An 18300-nucleotide genomic window follows, 5' to 3' on the forward strand; every position below is an offset into this window, starting at 1 on the left:
GGTCGTTATATGAAAAAAAGATGGATACTACTTGGTATCGTAGCGGCGATACTCATTGTTGGAGTAGCGGGAATCAATTATAAAATGTATAAGGATAAGCAAGCACGCGAGGTGAATGTAAATAACATATTTCCGAAGGCAAAAGAAACGATTGCGAATATGGATGGGGATATTGCGGTAATTAGTAATCCGAATTCGATGCTTGTGCTTGTGAATAAAAGTAGGCGTTTACCAGACGGGTATAGACCGCCAGATTTAGTTATTCCGAAAGTGCGCTACTCTAGTGAAGGTGATCAAGAAAAGAAAAAAATGAGGAAAGAGGCAGCCGGTGCGCTTGAGGAAATGTTTCAGCAAGCGGATAAGGAGCGTGTTTTCTTATTTGCAGTCTCTGGATTTAGATCTTTTGATCGGCAAAAAGCGTTAAATACAATGTATAAAAAACAAGATGGAGAAGCAAAAACAGCAATGTCGAGTGCAGTTCCTGGAACGAGTGAACATCAAACTGGACTAGCTATGGATATCACATCACAATCTGCTAAGTTTCAGTTAGAGACAATTTTTGGTGAAACGAAAGAAGGGCAGTGGCTTTCTGAAAATGCCCATAAATTTGGTTTTGTCATTCGATATACAAAAGAGAAAGAATCGATTACGGGCTATCGATTTGAACCATGGCACGTGAGGTATGTGGGAAATCCACAAGCTACATATTTATATGAAAATCAACTGACACTTGAAGAAGTAGCGCAGTGAACAATTGAGGGGAGAGAAGGATTATGACGGTGTTATATAAGAAAAAAGTACACGCATATGTGACAAGAGAAAAAGAAGGAGTTATGCAACTGCTTGTTTTTAAACATCGTGATATACCTGAAGCTGGTATACAAGTGCCAGGGGGAACAGTTGACGAAGGGGAAACGCTAGAAGCAGCGATTTTACGTGAAGTACAAGAAGAGTCTGGGTTACGTCATTTATGCATAGAACGATTCCTAGCTGATTACATCATACATGTGAAAGAAAAAAAGGAATATCAAAAACGTCATTTCTTCCACGTAACATTACTAACAGATGTAAAAAATCGTTGGGAACATATTGTCAGTGCCGGTGAGGAAGATGAAGGCCTAGTATTTTGCTACGAATGGATTGATATTGCAAAATGCCCTGAATTAGAGGGGAAACAAGGTGAGTTTTTACATTTGTTAGATGAGGTATATGTAAAATAATAAAAGAGTCTGAAGCGGAAGTTAATTCGTTTCAGACTTTTTTTATTTTTCAGGAAATAAAAGGTTTTTACAGTGGTGAGTTGAATTCTTTTAATTGGATTGTATTTGTATATGCGAGGAGCGGAGAAAATGAACAAGTAATAGATACATGTTATCAATAAAAGGCTTTATAGAAGGAGAATGACGATGGAGATTCAGTTCAATACACTACTACAAAAAGAATTAACAATTCATGATATACAAAAAGCAATGGTAGCTGGGCAATTAACTTCAAAAGAATTAGTTATGTATTACCTTCATAGAATCGCAAAGTATGATCAAGACGGACCGAAAATCAATTCTATTTTAGAAATCAATCCGGAGGCTATCTTTATTGCAGAAGCGCTAGATCATGAAAGAAAAACAAAAGGTGTAAGAGGTCCACTACACGGTATACCTGTTGTACTTAAGGACAATATTGAAACGAATGACTCTATGCATACAAGTGCAGGTACGATTGCGTTAGAACAAAATATAAGTAGTGAAGATGCATTTCTCGTTACGAAGCTGCGAGAAGCAGGAGCAGTGATAATAGGGAAAACAAATATGACAGAATTAGCAAATGCAATGTCATTTGAAATGTGGGCTGGATATAGTGCGAGAGGTGGGCAAACAATAAACCCTTACGGTACGGGTGAGGATGATATGTTTGTTGGTGGCTCAAGTACAGGATCTGCCATAGCAGTTGCTGCTAACTTTACAGTAGTATCGGTTGGAACAGAAACAGATGGTTCTATTTTGAGTCCAGCTGTTCAAAACTCTGTAGTCGGTATTAAACCGACTGTTGGTTTAATTAGTCGTAGAGGTATTATTCCGTTCACATATTCGCAAGATACAGCCGGCCCATTTGCTAGAACAGTAACAGATGCCGCTATTTTACTAGGGGGGCTAACTGGGGTAGATGAGAAAGACGTAGCTACTTATAAAAGTGAAGGGATAGCAGAGCATGATTATACAAAATACCTTGATGTTAATGGTTTAAATGGAGCGAAAATTGGTGTATATAGCAATGCACCAAAAGATTATTATGAATCTGGTGAGTATGATGAGAAATTGTTTAAGGAAACAATTGAAGTATTACGTAGTAAGGGTGCGACAGTAGTAGAGGATATTAATATTCCGTCTTTTCATAGAGAATGGAGCTGGGGTGTATCACTCTATGAATTAAAGCATAGTTTAGATAACTATCTTTCCAAATTGCCTTCTACTATACCAGTACATTCTATTTCAGAGTTAATGGAGTTTAATGAAAACATAGCAGAAAGAGCTCTGAGATATGGACAAACTAAGTTAGAAAGAAGAAAAGATTTTCCTAATACGTTAAGAAATCCACAATATTTAAATGCAAGATTAGAAGATATATATTTTTCACAAGAACAAGGCATTGATTTTGCACTGAAAAAATATAATCTTGATGCGATTCTGTTCCCTTCTTATATAGGCTCCACTATATGTGCGAAAGCAGGTTATCCGTCTATAGCAATACCTGCGGGATATATGGATAACGGGAGACCATTTGGAATTACGCTTGCAAGCACTGCTTTTCGTGAGGGGACTTTAATTAAACTCGCATACGCTTTTGAACAAGCGACAAAGCATCGGAAATCTCCTAACTTATCATAAATAAAATAAATAGGGCAGGAAATCCTGTCCTATTTATTTTGTTCATTAAAGTGACATGTTTTTTTGCTTTGTCTTATCATATTTTAATAAGTTAAATGATAAACAAGCAGAGCACAATATAAGGATTGAAGCGAGAATATAAATCGTACGAACACCGAACAAATCGGTAATAATGCCAACACTCAGCATAGAAAGACCAGAAGCTGTCGAAAGAAGAGCACCATGAGCTGTATACATTTTTGATAGTAAAGAAGGAGCGACACTTGATTGTAGAACTGTTGTTTGAGAAATATCTCTAATTTGATAACATGGTCCCATTAGAACGCACAGAAAAAGCGCAATAAAGCCGCTACTTGTCATACCATATAAAAATGTAAGAATACTAAACAGAAGAGAGCCTACCGCCATAGAGCGTATTAAATTGTTTTGAATGTATGTACTCATTTTCCACGCTAATAGACCGCCAATTAACGTCCCAACATAATAACTTGTATTAATAAATCCCCACCATTCTTCTCCTTTATGAAGGACAGTTGTTACATAAGCCATCGTAATAGCACCCATCCATATCGTCCCTGCAAAAGTTTCAATTAAGTCCATACATGTAACAGTACGGAGAGAAGGGTTTTGAAATAAGAGCTTCCAACCTTCCAATAAAGTATCACCTTTTGAAGAAGAAGGCTCTATTACTCGTTCAGTATGTATGGAACGTAATGAAAAGTGTAGTGCAACACATCCGAAAATCATCAAAATATTATTCATCATGAGTGTAGAAGAAGCACCGATAAGAAGCACAATAACACTTGTAAATGAATAAGCAGCGGCTTGTGCAATTTGTGTGGAAAAGGAAAAAATGCTATTTACTTTTACTAATTTTTCTTTCGGTGTAAGGCGCGGAAGAATACCGTATAGTAATGGAGCGCTCCAGCCACTACATAATGAAATGAAAAAAATGAAAATGAATAGTACTACAATGTTTGTGGAAAGGATCGGGAATAATATCATTAATAAAAATAATAGAGCAGTTTTTATCCACTGCAGTGTAAAAAGTAATGAATAAGATGGAAAACGATTCATTATAAGTGGTGCAGATGTATTTGCTATAAGATTAGTTATGACTTGTAATAATGGAAAAAGAGCAGTTAATGTAGCTGATTTCGTTGTGATATACATATGAGTTGTAATAATCATTACGTATACGATGTCAGCGAGAGTAATGCATATTTTCGATCCTAGATAGTAAGTCAATGAACGTTTTTGCAATAAGCACACAACCTTTCTGGGGAAAATGTGACAGTAGTTATAATAATTATAATTTAAAAAATAAATTTTGAAAGAATTAAATTTTTTGTCATTTTTTGAAAGGGATTTTCATGTATAATGAAGAATATATTAATATAGTATTTTAATAATACTCATTGTAACAGTGAAAATGTACAATAGCTTGTAGTAAGCGCCCACGTATGAGAAAGGGCGGATAAACCATTCTTTTCTTCATATACATATAGAAAATGAGAAAGAAAGTGAGGGTTGCATATGGCTGCTTGGGTAATTTGGTTTATAATAGCTGGTATTTTATTTATTGCGGAAATGCTGTCGATTACATTTTACATGCTTTGGCTTGGAATTGGAGCTGTTGTCGGAGGTCTTATTGCTTTGTTTGTTCCTGAAGCACTACTGTTACAAGTTGTTGCTGGTGCGATTGTAAGTTTAACATTGACTTTCTTTACGAAAAGAATATCAAAAAACTTTCGGGAAGCAAAAGGTTTTACTGATACAGTAGATATGCTTGCAGGTAAAAAAGGGATTGTTATGCAAGCGATTACAAATGAGGCGAACGGCATTGTGAAAGTGGATGGAGATACTTGGACAGCTATTGCAGATGATCCAATTGATGCCGGAGAAAAAGTTATTGTTATAAAGAGGCATAGTACTATATTACAAGTAAAAAAGGAGAGTGAATAAATATGGTAGCATTAACGTTAACGATTATTTTCGCACTAATTGTTGTTACATTTATCGCATTAACAATCAAAATTATTCCACAGCAAAAAGTTGGAGTCGTTGAAAGATTTGGTAAGTTTCAGCGTGTTATGCAGCCGGGATTAAATTTATTAATTCCGATTGTGGATCGCGTTCGCGTATATCACGACTTGCGTATTCAACAAACGAATGTACCACCGCAGAAGGTAATTACGAAAGATAATGTACAAGTGGAAATTGATACAATTATTTTCTATCAAGTCGTTGAACCGGAACTTGCGACATATGGTATTTCGAACTATGAATACGGTGTACGTAACATTACTTCAGCAACGATGCGTCAAATCATTGGTAAAATGGAACTGGATGAAACGTTATCTGGTCGTGAAAAAATTTCAACAGAAATTCGCTTAGCACTTGATGAAGCTACAGAAAAATGGGGCGTTCGCATTGAACGTGTTGAAGTTGTCGATATTAATCCGCCGAAAGATGTGCAAGCATCAATGGATTATGCGGACAGGTTTTGGGGAAATAAGAAAATTGATAGATTAATTGCCTAAATTTGTTGATATAAGAAGGATTTTGTAATTTCCTAAAGAATAATAGAATTAGTGATATGATAAGTAACCCTATGAAGAGGAGTTGCTTTTTTTCGTTTTATGGGGAGGAAGAAAATGAGATATAAAGTTCAAGAAGATAATATACCTTCTATTAATGGAGAAGGGGGATATGAAAGAGTCATTACTATAGTGGTGGAAAATGAAGAAACTGGAAGGAAATATCCTAGTCCTGTAACAGATTTTATTAAAACCATGTATGAGTATAGGGGGAAGTCTTTTAACTATCAAAAGGATGTAGCAATTACCATATGTATGTTTTTAAACTTTATAGGAGATAAAGTAAAAGAGAAGGATAAAACATTTCTTTCTTTAAGCGGCGGCCAGGGATTATATGGATTAAAGTACATCCATGGAAGTAGATTTATAACAAGTCTTTCTGTAGAGAGGAAAAATAGAAGAGAGACAGTGGAGAAGAGAGAACTTATTTTAACTTCTTTTTATGAATATCTAATAAAGCAAGACATAATTAAACCTGAATTTGAATTAGAGCGAAAACTCATAAAAGGTTCAAATAAGCAAACATTAGAATCGCCTTTCCGCCATCCTGCATTTAGTACTGTGTATCCGCCAAAAAATAAAAAACCAAGTAATACTTTAACACATTTAAATGATAGATTGATAAATGAGTTTCTGCAATTAGCTAAAGTAATGTATCCATCTATGGTACTAGGCATCTATATGCAAATGTTTGGCGGTTTGAGAAGGGGAGAAGTAGTTAATCTAACGATTGATGCTGTGCATCGGGAAAGTAAATCGGTGACATTGGATGTGTTTGATAGACAAGAATTGTTATTTGGGAATGTAAATGCTGCACATTCACAGGTAAAGAAAGAGCGTAAGCAACCACTATTTTATAACCCTTTATTTGAATTACTATTTGAAGATCATATGAAACAATTGTTAAAGATAAAGAATAGACATAAAACGGCCCTGTTTATTAATAAAGAAGGAGCTCCAATGACAGGCGAAGTGTATTCAAAATGGTTTAATGACATTAAAAAGAAGTTTATAGCATTACTTAAACAAAATCCTAGTCGATATGGTGATTACCTCTTACTTAAAGATTCAAGTTGGTCTACACATATAGGTAGAGGAGTGTTCACTAATTTATTATTCACAAAAACAAAATTGTCACCAGCTCAAGTAGCTGCGGCCCGTGGTGATAGCACATTGGATGCAGTAATGTCATATGTAGACCAAATAACAATCAAAGAACAATTATCAGACGCAATTAATAATTTATCTCTAGTTGAAATCTATGTAGGGGATTGAAAAGGAGTGGAATAATGGAGAGGGGCTACATCGAATTAAAAGAATTGCTAACGAACCCAAAGTATAAACATATTCAAAGTAAAAAGTCTAGAAAGCAACTTCAACGTTTAATTATAAAAGACTTAGTGAAACATAAAGATAATAAAATAGAATTGAGTAGTTTAGAAGCATTTATAGAAGAAGAAGAGGACATCATTCAAAATCATTATATTCTTAAAGAAGCAACAAAGCTGTTAGGAGTAAGAAGCGCGACTGGAGATAAAATAGATGAAATTTTCAGTAGATTAAGATTACCGATGAAAATTATTAATTATACGATTGTATCTGTAATGAATCATAGAAAGTTTATAAAAAAAGAAGTTCTTGATCATTTCTTAAAACAGCATACAGCAAGATCAAGATTAATAGAACTGTTTCCTAATGTAACTTCAAGCGAATTAATTTATATTGAAAAAAAATACGATATTCATCCAATCAAAGTTAATATAAAACTCTTTTATTATCAAAATGTAGATTTTAACCAAATTAAAGAAGAATTAATTAGAAAACAAAAAGAAAAGGAATTATCAAATTCAAAAGATTTTATAACAAAAAAACAGGCGTTATCCTTATTAAATATGACAGAAAGGCAGTTTAGAAGCATGTTGTTAGAAAATCCAGCACATTCGGTAAATCCAACTAGTCAAGGTGTTTCTTATCCCAAAGAAGAAATACAACAATATGTTCAAAAACGAGAGGAATTTTGGGACAACCATTATACTTACCCAGAAGCCTTGGATTATCTTGGTTCAAGAAATGCTTTAGACTATCCTTGTTCATTAGAACGTCATAAAGTTCCAACATATGCCCGTTATAAGGAATTATCAACTATTGAACATGCCTTCTTAAGAAAAGACATCGAAAATCGAAAAAAGCAACGTCAATTAGAACAACAGGTAGATAACACTTGGTTAGAGAGTCCCTTTGCAACCTTTAAGTATAAACTAGAACTGTTAGAAGTTTCTTTTCATAAGGAGACAACATATACAAAAGAAAAATGGCTTACACATGTTTCTGAAATACTCCATACTTCTCATGCGGCCGAATATACAATGAATCGGAAAATTAAGGAATTCGTAAAAGTAACGCAACTTATTATTGAACTTCTAAACGAAAATGAAGTGAAAGAAATTTATGCTCTTACTTCTAATGATATTAATTTATTTATGAATCGTAGTATGAGTGATTCAACTCCAAGAAGAATTATTTTATGTAAGTTTTTAGAAAAGGTGAGTTATGATTTAGGTAGAAATGAGAATACAAAAAAAGTGTTCAATATAAATAAAATCAATATACCAAAACAGAAGAAAAAAGCCCCCTTGAGTGAAGGGGATCAAGAAATATACAAATACAAGATATATAAGGAATTAAAGAAATATGTAAATAAAATTAATTTGCATGTAGAAGAAAGTGTTCGTAAGTTGGTTGAAGAAAATGATATTACATATGCTTCAACATGGCTGTATGTAATTATTCATTTAAATAACGCTTGGAGACATGGAGACGTAACATCCTTTAAACGAATAGATTTGACAAATGTACATATTCCAAGTATTCAAGACATGATTAATTATAAAATTGATTTCCAAACAGCCCGTTTAATTGTAAATCGAGTACGACAACAAGAATTACTTATTTCTAAGACGCAAGTAAAAGGATATTTTATTTGTTCTGACGATTTAGCAGAAGCATTTGCTACAGTTGTTTTATTATTGGAATCTTATTATCAAGAACAGGGATCAGATTATCCATTTTTAATAAACTTTAATACGAAAAATAATGTGTTTACTGATCGACATCATAAAGCGTTCTTTTCGAATTTTAAATATAAAGCTAATTTCTCTTTTTCATCAAGAAAAATGAATGAAACACTAATGACCATCATTTATATTCTCCTTGCACAACAAGAGCGAGGAGAAAAATCTGCAACATTGGTGAAATTGATGAGAAGACATAAGGATATAGAGTCTATTAAACATTATGTTCATATTCCAAAGGAAGAATTTCATCTTTTAACTAAACAATTGTTTCAAAGAGGAGAGTTTGGATTTATTCCTGACCTTTTTCTTGAGAAAGTATTAGGAAAATCATCAGGTAGAGAAAAAAGAACTAACGAAATTATAGAATTAACCCAAAATTTTGGTGACATATTTAAACTCGAAGCAACTGCAGGGTTTATGAATAAGTTTGATGAGAAGCAACGATCAGTAGCGGATTATATTAGAGGGAAAACATTAGAAGAAGCAACAAGAGAATTACATTTATTGTATACAGAACAATTACCAAGTCGAAATGAGAATGTACACTGTTTATTTGGAGAGTCTGGTTGTAAAAATACACATCTAGAAAGTTGCTTTCATTGTCCTTATGCTATTCCAACCTTTTATGCATTAAGTTCACTTGGGGAAAGTATTGTTGCAAGATTGAAAGATTATATGAATGAAACGAAAAAAGGAATGAAATTAAAAAAATCAAATCTTATTCATTTGGAATTAAAGATATTATCACAAGCGATAAAAGAATTCGGAAAAGAAGTAGTTTATGATTTTATAAAATCAGATGCAAAAGAATTTCGTGCACTTGTCAATCAAGTACCTTATCCAAAAGAAATTGACTCTCGTTTTATTATTTCATCAAGTGAAAGGAAGTAAAAAATATGCAGAATGCAGAGTTTGATTTTTTTGATTATGAGATAGACTTTGATAGTTTCTCAGATGAACGTTTTGATTTGAAGGAAAGCACAGAAGAAGCAAAAACTATTTATAAAAGTTTAGTTGAAGAAGGGGTTGTTTTACAAGGGGATTTTGAGGGGAGATATTGGATTTGGCTAATAGAGGAAAGAGCGGGAAGAGCTCATTTTGACTTTGGAAAATTACAGGATATGATTAAATTTCAAAGTCATATTTCAGAGGATTTTGTACTTATTGCTAAATGTTGGATTCTTAATTTGAGTCAACAATTTTCAATTAATTACATTCGTAGTATATATACAACTCTTTTGGAACTTTTGCAGATTACAAATTATTTTAATGATGCACCTGACGAGGTGGAAGAAAGAATTCGCGATTTAGCTGAAAGTTCTAGTTCTAAGAGAAGCAAAGTAACCAAGTGGTTGTATTTTCTTGATTTTTGTGAAATAGAACAATTACAGAAATATAAAGAGCTATTTATCTCTTTAAAAAACAGTCTTTCCCCTAAAACTGGAGTTAGAGAACTTCCTAAAGCAATAGACGTTTTTACGCTGGCTAGTTGTGTAGAGAAATATTTTAAAGAGGATTTATCCAAAGAAGAACTTTTATTTTTTCTGCCAGTAAAACTGTGGTGGAAAATAACAAACATTATACCTATGCGCCCCCTAGAGTTCTGCAATATAAAACGTGATTGTATCAATCATGAAGAGAATCGCTTTTTTTTACGACTACCTCGTAAAAAAAGAAATCCTAATCTTGAAAAAAAGAGGTTAGGTGTATCTGATACTTTAGAAATAGATAAGGAAATGTACGAACTAATTCATGATTACATTCAAATAACAGAAGGTTTTGGGAAAACAAAAACACTAGTTTCTTATCCTTCAATTGTATTTGCTGCTAAAAAATTGAAATTACCAGGCAGAGAAAAGAAATTATACAATGAAATTTTTAATGCGGGAGCCTTACTAACATTACTTGAAAGATTTTATGAAGATGTGGTGTTTAAAAAATATAAATTATCAGTAGAAAGAAAAATAAATTTAAACGATACTCGGCATATTACGTTTACGTCGTTGCTTCTTCAAGGAATATCGCCAATTGAAATTGCACGGTTAGGTGGACATACAACATTAGAAGCACAATACCATTATCAACAAAACGTTGGGTTTTATGTGAATACAGAAATTTATAAATTGGCGAAAGACGGTATAAAAGGATTAGATTTTGAAGATATAGTAATAAGAGAAAAGATAAGCAATATGCCTATTTCTCCCCCAGTTCCTTTAAATGAATGTGTTGAAATGAATTTAGGTTATTGTACAGATTTATCAATGCCTTGTGAACATTCTACACACTGTGTATTTTGCTCCAAATGGTGGGTGGAACCAAATGGAGCAAATATTGAAAAACAAAAAGAAATAATACGTCAAGAAACTATTAAACCTTCTATAGAAAAAATTAAAGAAAAGGCAACATTCATTTCTCAAATGCATCGAGAACTTAAATTAGAGAGCTTTGGTAAAGAAGTTGATACAAGACCACATACAGAAAGACAAATAAATGAACAAGCAAATGAATTAAATGCTTTAATACAGCAGTTATTTGTAGCATTAAAGTCAAATGAAGACTTATTAAAAGTAAATAATTTAATTGAGAAAGAGGAAGAAAAATGGCTGGAAGACCAATAGTATTCGATGAACAAGAGTTACATGAAATTATTCAATTACGATTAAAGGAGTTAAATGGTAACCATTTAAAGCTAACATATAACAGTGTATTTCAATTAAACAAACAATTGGTAAAAGAGAAAAAAGTACGGGCCAATGGTGTCCCTTTTAAAGCGTATTCTCAGGATTTTTGGTCGAAGGAATATCGGGGTTCGCCATATAAAGGGAAAGAGCTAATCGACGAAATGAAAAATAAAACATTAATTGAAGTGGCTGATGGTAGTTTTGGAAAGGATTTTGTTGATATCGCAAAATTAGTAGATGATTATCATACTAACCCACAACAATTAGCTAAACAAATTATGCGTATAATGGAGAAAGATAGAAAATCAATCAAAGAATTAAGCAAAGAAAATGTAGAACTTTCAAAAGAAAAACATAAACTTCAAGAGGAAATCGAGCAACTCCAAAAGGGGATAATAACACTTTTTCATCATAGCAAATCGCATAAAAACTCTCTTGTCAATGTTATGAATATGGGGAAAACGGCTGATCCTGTTGTGAAGGATGTATTAATGTCTATGTTTGCTGGTGATATGACTCTTCTTTATGATTTTAATGATAATGAAGCAAAAAAAGAAGAAATGAAGGTAGTTCCTTTAAAAGAAAGTGGTACTATTGCAGACGATTATGGTTTTTAAAAAGGAAGAGGGTATTAGCGAAATACCAAATGACAAAAGAGCTTGGAAACTTCCAGGCTCTTTTGTCATTTGTGTAATGTTGATAAGTCCTATTAACAAAATAAAATTATAATCTAATTATACATTTAATCTTGCATTCCATCTGTAATCCATTTATCAAAATTTGATTGAACTACTGTGCCATGATAGTACGTTCCATAAGAAGTGTCGTATTTTTTTGTCCACCATTTCTCTACATCGTCATCAGGTTGTAATCCTTTTTGAACATCTATGTAATTTGAATAGAACAAACTAGACATTACAATTGGCTCAATACCATTTTTATTGCCTAAATCAGATAATTTAGCTGCTTTAGCTACAGATTCACCGATCCAAACTAAGTTATTAATTCCAGAGGATTTTCGACCTGCTTTAACAGCTAATGTTTTGTTTGTTGCTAAACCAATTCCAGCTTTGATAGTAGGGAGATTCCTTTCCTCTAACAGCTTATTTAACATTTTCATATAAGTGTTTATATGAAAAGCTCTATCTGCCACATCGAAAATATCTTTTTTAAATTGAGTAGAATATATAGCAAAAACACAGTCTCCGCGTATTCCAATCTCTTTTAAATCATTATCTGTAGCAGTTCTTAAAATCTCTATTATTTCAGAAGTAAAGCCTCGTATTACTTTCGCTATATCTACATCGTTCTCTCCCGAAAATAAAGTTGTTGAGTCTCTTAAGTCTACAAAGATAGCACTGGCCCAAGCTTTATAACCATTAGTATAGGTGAAATCTTCATCTCGTGGGAATTTATCTACTTCATTAACTTTATCTGTATTATCAAGAATTTCTTCTACTTTTTTCTTACGTTCCTTATAGTCATAATCTTTGAACTTCATTACTTAAATCCCCCTAGCATCACTAAAATCATTCCAATTACATATAAAATTAGTACACCCCCAATTCCAAGAGCAGCACATTTAATCCCCTTACTGTAATAAGAATACTTAATTGTACAAATTTTTGCGTTTACATAGATTTGTGACAAAATATCGGTTATTTCGTCATCGTCTTGAGAGTTATTCATTTTATCTTTAAATTCTCTAAAATTATTTTTAGCTATACTTTCGAAAAAATAAAGTGAATCATTATAAATGCCTTCATATGCTAGTGTATCTTTACTTAATCGAGGAACGAGTACTCTAACTAAGCAATAAACACCATATATAAAAATAACCCACGAAATAACAAATAATAATAGATATAAAAGATTTGCAAAATTAATGTGTTGAAGGGGCTGTGAAAGAATCTGTTTTAACATTTTAATAGAGTTCTCTGATGTAAATATTGTAAGAAATACACCAAGTACTGCAATTACAATAGATGCTTTAGTATCACAACTTTTAATCCAGTCGAGATGTCGATCTAAACGTTCAGTCAGATTGCTTTTATCTAAAGAATTATTTCCTGCCATAAACATTCACCTCCTAATAGCTTATTATTTGTATTATATAATATTTTTAAGAAGATTTAACAACATTTAACAACATTTAACAGCATTTACAGTGACTTCATTTAAGTTTTATTGATTCTATAAAAATTTGTCTCTTAATTTTAAAGCTACGTTAACAAGCGCGATTAAAACTGGTACTTCTACTAATGGGCCGATTACAGCTGCAAAAGCCACACCTGAGTGAATTCAAAATACTCCAACTGCGACAGCGATAGCTAATTCAAAATTATTACTTGCTGCTGTGAATGATAAGGAAGTCGCAACGGGGTAACTTGTTCACATTTTCTTAGATAAGAAGAACGAAACAAAGAACATTAAGATAAAGTAAATAAGTAATGGGATTGCAATTCAGACAACATCCATTGATAGCTGAACAATCATTTCGCCTTTAATAGAGACATTACAACAATCGTAAATAGTAAAGCGATTAAAGTTAATGGACTAATACGCGGGACGACAGTTGATTCATACCATTCACGTCCTTTTGTTTTTATAAAAACAAATCGTGTCAACATATCTGCAACAAATGGAATCCCTAAATAAATACCAACACTTTTTGGGATTTCTCCAAAGGGTAAAGTTAACTTTACCCTTTGTTTTATAGGACGTTTTAAGAATAGGAATAAAACACTACATACAGTTTTGTATTTGTTGTTTTATTTCTATATACAGTTTACAATATTTTTAGGTATTTAATGGGAAGATTATAAGTTTAATAGAGAGAATTTATCGTAAAGGGGAAAACGGTTTGGAGAATATTGAGTGGTTAATAAAATATGAACGTGAAAGCACAAGACTAGATTTTAAAAGAGAACAATATAAAAAAGAAAAAAACAAAGATTTAATTAAGGATATTATGTCGATGGCTAATGCGCCGATTGACGGTAAAAAATACATTGTTGTTGGTGTTAAAGATAAAACAGATGGAGAGAAAGAATATCATGCAATTCAAAAAGAGGAATTTATAGATCAAGCAACTTATGAACAGGTTATTCGAGAAAACATCGAACTTTCTATTGAATTTTCATATTCTCCACTTGAAGTAGGGGGGAACTTATTAGGTATATTTGAAATTGGTCCTTGTAATAATCCTCCTTATATGATGAAAAAAGATTTCCAAAGTTTAAAAAAAGGAGATTGTTACATCAGAAGAGGTAGCCAACAAGATCGATTAACAAGAAGAGATTTAGATGAATTATTAACGTTTCGATCAAATCAGTATTTTAATGGGAAAATTTCAGTTGGTTTCAATGAAGCATTTGAGGATAAAATAATTATAGAAGGAACCAAAGAAGTTAAATTTCCGTCTGAATTAGCTAAACAAAGAATTGAGGCTGAATTAAATAGGAGAGAAAAAGAAGGTGAAATGGAAATACATCGTTTTAATAGTATGATATTTTCGCCTTTTCAACCCACACCTTACGAGGAAAGAAGTACGGAAAAGCTAAGAGAAAATTTAAAAGAGGTAAAAAAAGATTATTATCAGCACGACTGTTATTATGTAGGTGAAGAAATTTCAAAAAAGATAAATATTATTCTTCGGAATAATGGTGAGCGATATTTAGAAGACGTATCTATTCGAGTAACAATTCCAAGAGAAGAGGGAATAATTGTAATGGACGAGATTCCTTCAGAACCGCCTAAGGGTAGGGATATATTTCATGCTGCTATTTCTAATGTAGCAATTAATACTGTTTTGCATTATCCGAATGTGCAAAAGGAAGAAAAGTATTTTGTCGTTGAAGCAGATGTTGGAGCTCTTAAACATCAACAGAACACAGAAGTTTTTGCAGAAGAATTAAGAGTTGCTTTTGGGCCAAGAGCCTGCGGGAAAAATTTAAATTGGGAGTATACAATATATGCTAAAAATCTCCCTAAGCCAATTACTGGTGAACTAAGAATAGAAGTTGTATAAAGGTTTTGTGTAGAATATGTTAAAAAAGAAGAAGTACAAGAAGGGCCGAAAGATCTGATAAGAAACCAGCAAAGGCAAAGTCTACGTCTGCAAGTAAGTTTCGTAAATAGTCTTATAATTTCTGTATATTTGTTATGATTAATCTATAAGAACAAAGGGAAAAATTTTGTGAATGGAGAATTATTATGTCAATTAATCATGAATCTCTTGCCAAATTTCTAGTAGAAGCCAAAAGAAGGACATATGCATCCCAGAGAGATGATGCATCGGTCGAGCCGTTATTAAATGGTTCAAAACAACTTGAATACTCTAGTGGTAATTATTCTTATCGAGATATTTATTATGGTTCGGCTTTTTTTATCGGACAAGAAACAGTAGAGTTTGAGAATCGTCCAATTTGGTCAATGGTCTATTCAGGGGGTGTCACCATTCCAAACGCAGATTGGGATATCATGGGTCCAATTTATAACTTCCTTCGCCAAGCATTAAGGTTAGTTGATGCAAATTCTATCTATCGTGGTCCAAATTACTACGAGTCAGGTGCATATATTTTCAAGAATGAGTATGAAGGAACTCTTGATTGTTTTCACGGTAAAGAAATCATTCTCATAGGTGATGAAAAGGTGTATGAGTTGAGATACAATGGTGGAATAGTACGATAAGTGTTCCAATAAAACAACAATGTGAAAAAAGTTAAATAAAAAAGAATCAAAAAAACTTCGAATCGTTTCATTCGGAGTTTTTTTGATTTCAATCTTTGTAGCCTAATTCTCTTTTTAATCTAGCTGTTTTTTCTTTGAGGACTTTTAGTTTGTCTTCAAATGCTTGTTTTCGTTGTTTACTTTGTTCTCTTCGTATTTTTACATATTCTTCAATGGTAACGGTTTTTAATTCTTCTAGTTCGTCTTGTTCTTCATCCTCTTCTTCAAATAAATACATAAAAGTCCCTCCCAATAATGAAGATAGCACCCACCATAGTGTAAGTGCTACCAGTAAAAAATGTCCCAGTGTTAATGCAGGACCTCCACCCAGTAATAGTATATGCGTTACCAGTAAAGAGTTTCCTAACAAAATGCAGGATGCACCCATAACAGTATATTTGGGGTATCCCAACGAAATGCAGGACGCCGAGTCCAATTAGTATATGTGTATTTGTACTTAAAAGTGAGTTGAAAATAGAGGTTTTAGGAGGAATTAGAGAGTTATTTCGAACAAGAGAATTGAGTGGGATATAATTTACCTGTGGTACACAAAGGGAAATAAATAATTTTATTGTGGGTATAACCTAATCTATTGATTTACTCATTCTAAAGATATTTTTAAAAATTTGAATGAAAGTATATATTGATGCAATATTTTCTTTTTAAAACCATACATTTATGAGATAATCAATGTGTAATTTATGGGAATATTGGAGGAATCAAATTGAATCAACAAATAGAATTACCAATTGAAAGTCCAAAAAAAAATGGGAAAATAATCTCCTTTATTAATATGAAAGGTGGAGTAGGTAAAACAACTTTAAGTATAGGTGTTGCTGATTTTTTAGCCCATTACAGAGCGGAAGAAGAATCAAACCTAAAGATTTTATTAATAGATGCAGACCCACAATTTAATGCTACACAAGCTTTATTAGATAGTTATTATGAGGGAGATTATTTTAAAGATATTTTACCAGAAGAAAAGACCATTAATAAGTTATTTAAGCCGCGGGTACAATTTTCACAACAGTATAAATCGCCTTCTCCTAATGAAATGATTGTGGAATTAACAGAGAATTTACATATTGTTTGTGGAGATTTAAATTTAGTTTTAGCGAATAAATCTAGTGATTATACACATGTAAAGCGCTTAAAAAGATTTATAAATGATAATAAGCTTAGAGAGGTCTATGATCTAATTATTATTGATTGTCCGCCTACTCTAACAATTTATACTGATAGTGCGCTAATTGCATCTGACTACTATTTAATTCCAAATCGAATTGATAGATATTCTATCATTGGTATATCGTCACTTCAAAAGGCTATAAATAATTTAACAGGTGAAGAAGATATAAATCTAGAATGTTTAGGTCTAATTTATACTATTCTTGACGATGAGTTAACTTTAAAGCAAGAAGAAATGAAAAGTAACTTTGAAGCAAAAGAAGATGTTCAACAAATAAATATATTTACAGCTTATACTAGTAATGTGAAGGATATCCAAGTTGGTAAACAAGGACCAATTCCAACAAGATACAAGAAATCTAGAGAGGATTTACGAGATATTTGTACAGAAATTTTGGATAACATTCAACAAGGAGCTTGTAATGTATGAGTAATAAACTAAATTATTATAGAAGTGAGCTTAAATCAAAAAACGTTGCCAAGTATAAGTTAATAGGCATTACTACAGAACTTATTCTCAATACGTCTATATTTACAAAAAATGAAGATATAGTCCCTTTTTTAAAAAAAATCTACGGACTTAGTTATAAAGAATATATTATTAAGACTAGAACAATGATATTAGCTAGGACTGCTAGGGATATTTATAAAATGGATGATAAGAAATATGAAATCATAAGGAAAAATTTATTTAATTTTGTAAACGAGTATTTGGAACTGTCAATTCAAAATAAGGAATTTAAAGCTACGAATAACGATTTTAGCAAATGGATGGATGGTATAACAGATGCAGGCCGCTGAATTATCAATCAAGGAATTAAAAGATATAAAGTCTGAAGTAAATAATTTTATTGAGCTTGAATTTAACACGCTTGAAGAACTAGACAGGAATAACTTAAGGTTTGTTTTAAAAAGGGTTGTTTTTCTAAAATATTTAATTAGGCAATCTGGTGATTTTAGATTTCAAGCGTTAACTTCAGATATTATTTATTTAATTAGCTCTATAAAAAAGGGAGAAGCAAGGTATTACTATTTCAATTTAAGATCAATAATTGAACAAGCACTTCGCATTGTTAATAATATTGATTCTACTAATACTATATACTAGTCTTATGGAAATGACAAAGGGGTTAGTAAGCACAAG

Annotated in this window: 17 protein-coding genes and 2 pseudogenes; 14 read left to right on the forward strand and 5 right to left on the reverse strand. The window is 32.3% G+C overall.

Going from position 1 to position 18300, the window contains the following annotated elements; translation table 11 throughout:
• The first annotated feature begins 9 nt into the window (after nucleotides 1-9).
• The 3 genes from PDQ68_RS00695 (at nucleotide 10) to PDQ68_RS00705 (ending at nucleotide 2882) form a co-directional block, all read left to right on the forward strand.
• Nucleotides 10-750, forward strand: a complete 741-nt coding sequence (locus PDQ68_RS00695) for a M15 family metallopeptidase (protein ID WP_000747655.1) — start codon at nucleotides 10-12, stop codon at nucleotides 748-750.
• Between the two features lie 23 nt (nucleotides 751-773).
• On the forward strand, nucleotides 774-1220 hold the full coding sequence (locus tag PDQ68_RS00700; protein WP_016717289.1) for an NUDIX hydrolase: 447 nt from the start codon (nucleotides 774-776) through the stop codon (nucleotides 1218-1220).
• A gap of 186 nt (nucleotides 1221-1406) precedes the next feature.
• On the forward strand, nucleotides 1407-2882 hold the full coding sequence (locus tag PDQ68_RS00705; protein ID WP_016717290.1) for an amidase family protein: 1476 nt from the start codon (nucleotides 1407-1409) through the stop codon (nucleotides 2880-2882).
• 45 nt (nucleotides 2883-2927) lie between these two features.
• Here PDQ68_RS00705 and PDQ68_RS00710 read toward each other — a convergent pair whose 3' ends face one another.
• Nucleotides 2928-4154, reverse strand: coding sequence for an MFS transporter (locus tag PDQ68_RS00710; protein WP_073531288.1), 1227 nt, complete (start codon nucleotides 4152-4154; stop codon nucleotides 2928-2930).
• A gap of 264 nt (nucleotides 4155-4418) precedes the next feature.
• On the opposite strand from PDQ68_RS00710, the gene PDQ68_RS00715 reads away from it, so the two are divergent.
• The 6 genes and pseudogenes from PDQ68_RS00715 (at nucleotide 4419) to PDQ68_RS00740 (ending at nucleotide 11854) form a co-directional block, all read left to right on the forward strand.
• Nucleotides 4419-4847, forward strand: coding sequence for an NfeD family protein (locus PDQ68_RS00715; protein ID WP_000741991.1), 429 nt, complete (start codon nucleotides 4419-4421; stop codon nucleotides 4845-4847).
• A gap of 2 nt (nucleotides 4848-4849) precedes the next feature.
• Nucleotides 4850-5404 (forward strand): annotated as a pseudogene (locus tag PDQ68_RS00720) (SPFH domain-containing protein); the annotation flags it as partial.
• 135 nt (nucleotides 5405-5539) lie between these two features.
• Entirely contained in the window at nucleotides 5540-6757 is a 1218-nt protein-coding gene (locus PDQ68_RS00725; protein WP_061182707.1) for a site-specific integrase, read from the forward strand.
• Nucleotides 6758-6771: 14 nt separating this feature from the next.
• Nucleotides 6772-9447 carry a hypothetical protein gene (locus PDQ68_RS00730; protein ID WP_270786558.1) on the forward strand — a complete coding sequence of 892 codons (2676 nt, stop codon included), beginning with the start codon at nucleotides 6772-6774 and terminating at the stop codon, nucleotides 9445-9447.
• Between the two features lie 5 nt (nucleotides 9448-9452).
• Nucleotides 9453-11174: a site-specific integrase gene (locus PDQ68_RS00735; protein WP_061182709.1), complete on the forward strand. Its 1722-nt coding sequence runs from the start codon at nucleotides 9453-9455 to the stop codon at nucleotides 11172-11174.
• Nucleotides 11156-11854: a hypothetical protein gene (locus PDQ68_RS00740; protein WP_061182710.1), complete on the forward strand. Its 699-nt coding sequence runs from the start codon at nucleotides 11156-11158 to the stop codon at nucleotides 11852-11854. The genes PDQ68_RS00735 and PDQ68_RS00740 overlap by 19 nt, the downstream gene beginning before the upstream one ends.
• Nucleotides 11855-11979: 125 nt before the next feature.
• Here the strand turns inward: PDQ68_RS00740 and PDQ68_RS00745 are convergent, their stop codons facing one another.
• The 3 genes and pseudogenes from PDQ68_RS00745 to PDQ68_RS00755 all read right to left on the reverse strand — a co-directional run.
• A complete protein-coding gene (locus PDQ68_RS00745) occupies nucleotides 11980-12738 on the reverse strand; it encodes an adenylate/guanylate cyclase domain-containing protein (protein ID WP_061182711.1) in 759 nt (252 codons plus the stop codon).
• Nucleotides 12738-13313, reverse strand: coding sequence for a Pycsar system effector family protein (locus PDQ68_RS00750; protein ID WP_229154896.1), 576 nt, complete (start codon nucleotides 13311-13313; stop codon nucleotides 12738-12740). The genes PDQ68_RS00745 and PDQ68_RS00750 overlap by 1 nt, the downstream gene beginning before the upstream one ends.
• Before the next feature lie 117 nt (nucleotides 13314-13430).
• Nucleotides 13431-13930, reverse strand: a pseudogene (locus PDQ68_RS00755) (arsenic resistance protein); the annotation flags it as partial.
• Nucleotides 13931-14100: 170 nt separating this feature from the next.
• Here PDQ68_RS00755 and PDQ68_RS00760 point away from each other — a divergent pair.
• Nucleotides 14101-15267, forward strand: a complete 1167-nt coding sequence (locus PDQ68_RS00760) for an ATP-binding protein (RefSeq protein ID WP_065107679.1) — start codon at nucleotides 14101-14103, stop codon at nucleotides 15265-15267.
• 185 nt (nucleotides 15268-15452) lie between these two features.
• The gene (locus tag PDQ68_RS00765) at nucleotides 15453-15929 is read left to right on the forward strand and encodes a DUF5680 domain-containing protein (RefSeq protein WP_061183062.1); all 477 of its coding nucleotides are present in this window, start codon (nucleotides 15453-15455) and stop codon (nucleotides 15927-15929) included.
• A gap of 88 nt (nucleotides 15930-16017) precedes the next feature.
• Here PDQ68_RS00765 and PDQ68_RS00770 read toward each other — a convergent pair whose 3' ends face one another.
• Nucleotides 16018-16206, reverse strand: coding sequence for a hypothetical protein (locus tag PDQ68_RS00770; protein WP_061183063.1), 189 nt, complete (start codon nucleotides 16204-16206; stop codon nucleotides 16018-16020).
• Between the two features lie 486 nt (nucleotides 16207-16692).
• On the opposite strand from PDQ68_RS00770, the gene PDQ68_RS00775 reads away from it, so the two are divergent.
• From PDQ68_RS00775 to PDQ68_RS00785, 3 genes are read left to right on the forward strand one after another with little or no spacing between them, the layout of a single operon-like run.
• Nucleotides 16693-17586, forward strand: coding sequence for a ParA family protein (locus PDQ68_RS00775; protein WP_201027246.1), 894 nt, complete (start codon nucleotides 16693-16695; stop codon nucleotides 17584-17586).
• The gene (locus PDQ68_RS00780) at nucleotides 17583-17957 is read left to right on the forward strand and encodes a hypothetical protein (protein WP_061183064.1); all 375 of its coding nucleotides are present in this window, start codon (nucleotides 17583-17585) and stop codon (nucleotides 17955-17957) included. The genes PDQ68_RS00775 and PDQ68_RS00780 overlap by 4 nt, the downstream gene beginning before the upstream one ends.
• A complete protein-coding gene (locus PDQ68_RS00785) occupies nucleotides 17944-18264 on the forward strand; it encodes a hypothetical protein (RefSeq protein WP_061183065.1) in 321 nt (106 codons plus the stop codon). Before PDQ68_RS00780 ends, PDQ68_RS00785 begins: the two co-directional genes overlap by 14 nt.
• Nucleotides 18265-18300 lie beyond the last annotated feature (36 nt).

This window comes from Bacillus cereus group sp. Bc010, from assembly GCF_027716745.1.
Taxonomy (GTDB): Bacteria; Bacillota; Bacilli; order Bacillales; family Bacillaceae_G; genus Bacillus_A; species Bacillus_A pacificus.

Excerpts from the sequence above, each read along its gene's own strand:
- PDQ68_RS00725 (WP_061182707.1), top strand. The coding sequence starts at position 5,540 with ATGAGATATAAAGTTCAAGAAGATAATATACCTTCTATTAATGGAGAA.
- PDQ68_RS00740 (WP_061182710.1), top strand. The coding sequence starts at position 11,156 with ATGGCTGGAAGACCAATAGTATTCGATGAACAAGAGTTACATGAAATT.
- PDQ68_RS00750 (WP_229154896.1), bottom strand. The coding sequence starts at position 13,313 with ATGGCAGGAAATAATTCTTTAGATAAAAGCAATCTGACTGAACGTTTA.
- PDQ68_RS00785 (WP_061183065.1), top strand. The coding sequence starts at position 17,944 with ATGCAGGCCGCTGAATTATCAATCAAGGAATTAAAAGATATAAAGTCT.
- PDQ68_RS00735 (WP_061182709.1), top strand. The coding sequence starts at position 9,453 with ATGCAGAATGCAGAGTTTGATTTTTTTGATTATGAGATAGACTTTGAT.
- PDQ68_RS00765 (WP_061183062.1), top strand. The coding sequence starts at position 15,453 with ATGTCAATTAATCATGAATCTCTTGCCAAATTTCTAGTAGAAGCCAAA.
- PDQ68_RS00780 (WP_061183064.1), top strand. The coding sequence starts at position 17,583 with ATGAGTAATAAACTAAATTATTATAGAAGTGAGCTTAAATCAAAAAAC.
- PDQ68_RS00745 (WP_061182711.1), bottom strand. The coding sequence starts at position 12,738 with ATGAAGTTCAAAGATTATGACTATAAGGAACGTAAGAAAAAAGTAGAA.
- PDQ68_RS00730 (WP_270786558.1), top strand. The coding sequence starts at position 6,772 with ATGGAGAGGGGCTACATCGAATTAAAAGAATTGCTAACGAACCCAAAG.
- PDQ68_RS00715 (WP_000741991.1), top strand. The coding sequence starts at position 4,419 with ATGGCTGCTTGGGTAATTTGGTTTATAATAGCTGGTATTTTATTTATT.
- PDQ68_RS00695 (WP_000747655.1), top strand. The coding sequence starts at position 10 with ATGAAAAAAAGATGGATACTACTTGGTATCGTAGCGGCGATACTCATT.
- PDQ68_RS00700 (WP_016717289.1), top strand. The coding sequence starts at position 774 with ATGACGGTGTTATATAAGAAAAAAGTACACGCATATGTGACAAGAGAA.
- PDQ68_RS00770 (WP_061183063.1), bottom strand. The coding sequence starts at position 16,206 with ATGTATTTATTTGAAGAAGAGGATGAAGAACAAGACGAACTAGAAGAA.
- PDQ68_RS00705 (WP_016717290.1), top strand. The coding sequence starts at position 1,407 with ATGGAGATTCAGTTCAATACACTACTACAAAAAGAATTAACAATTCAT.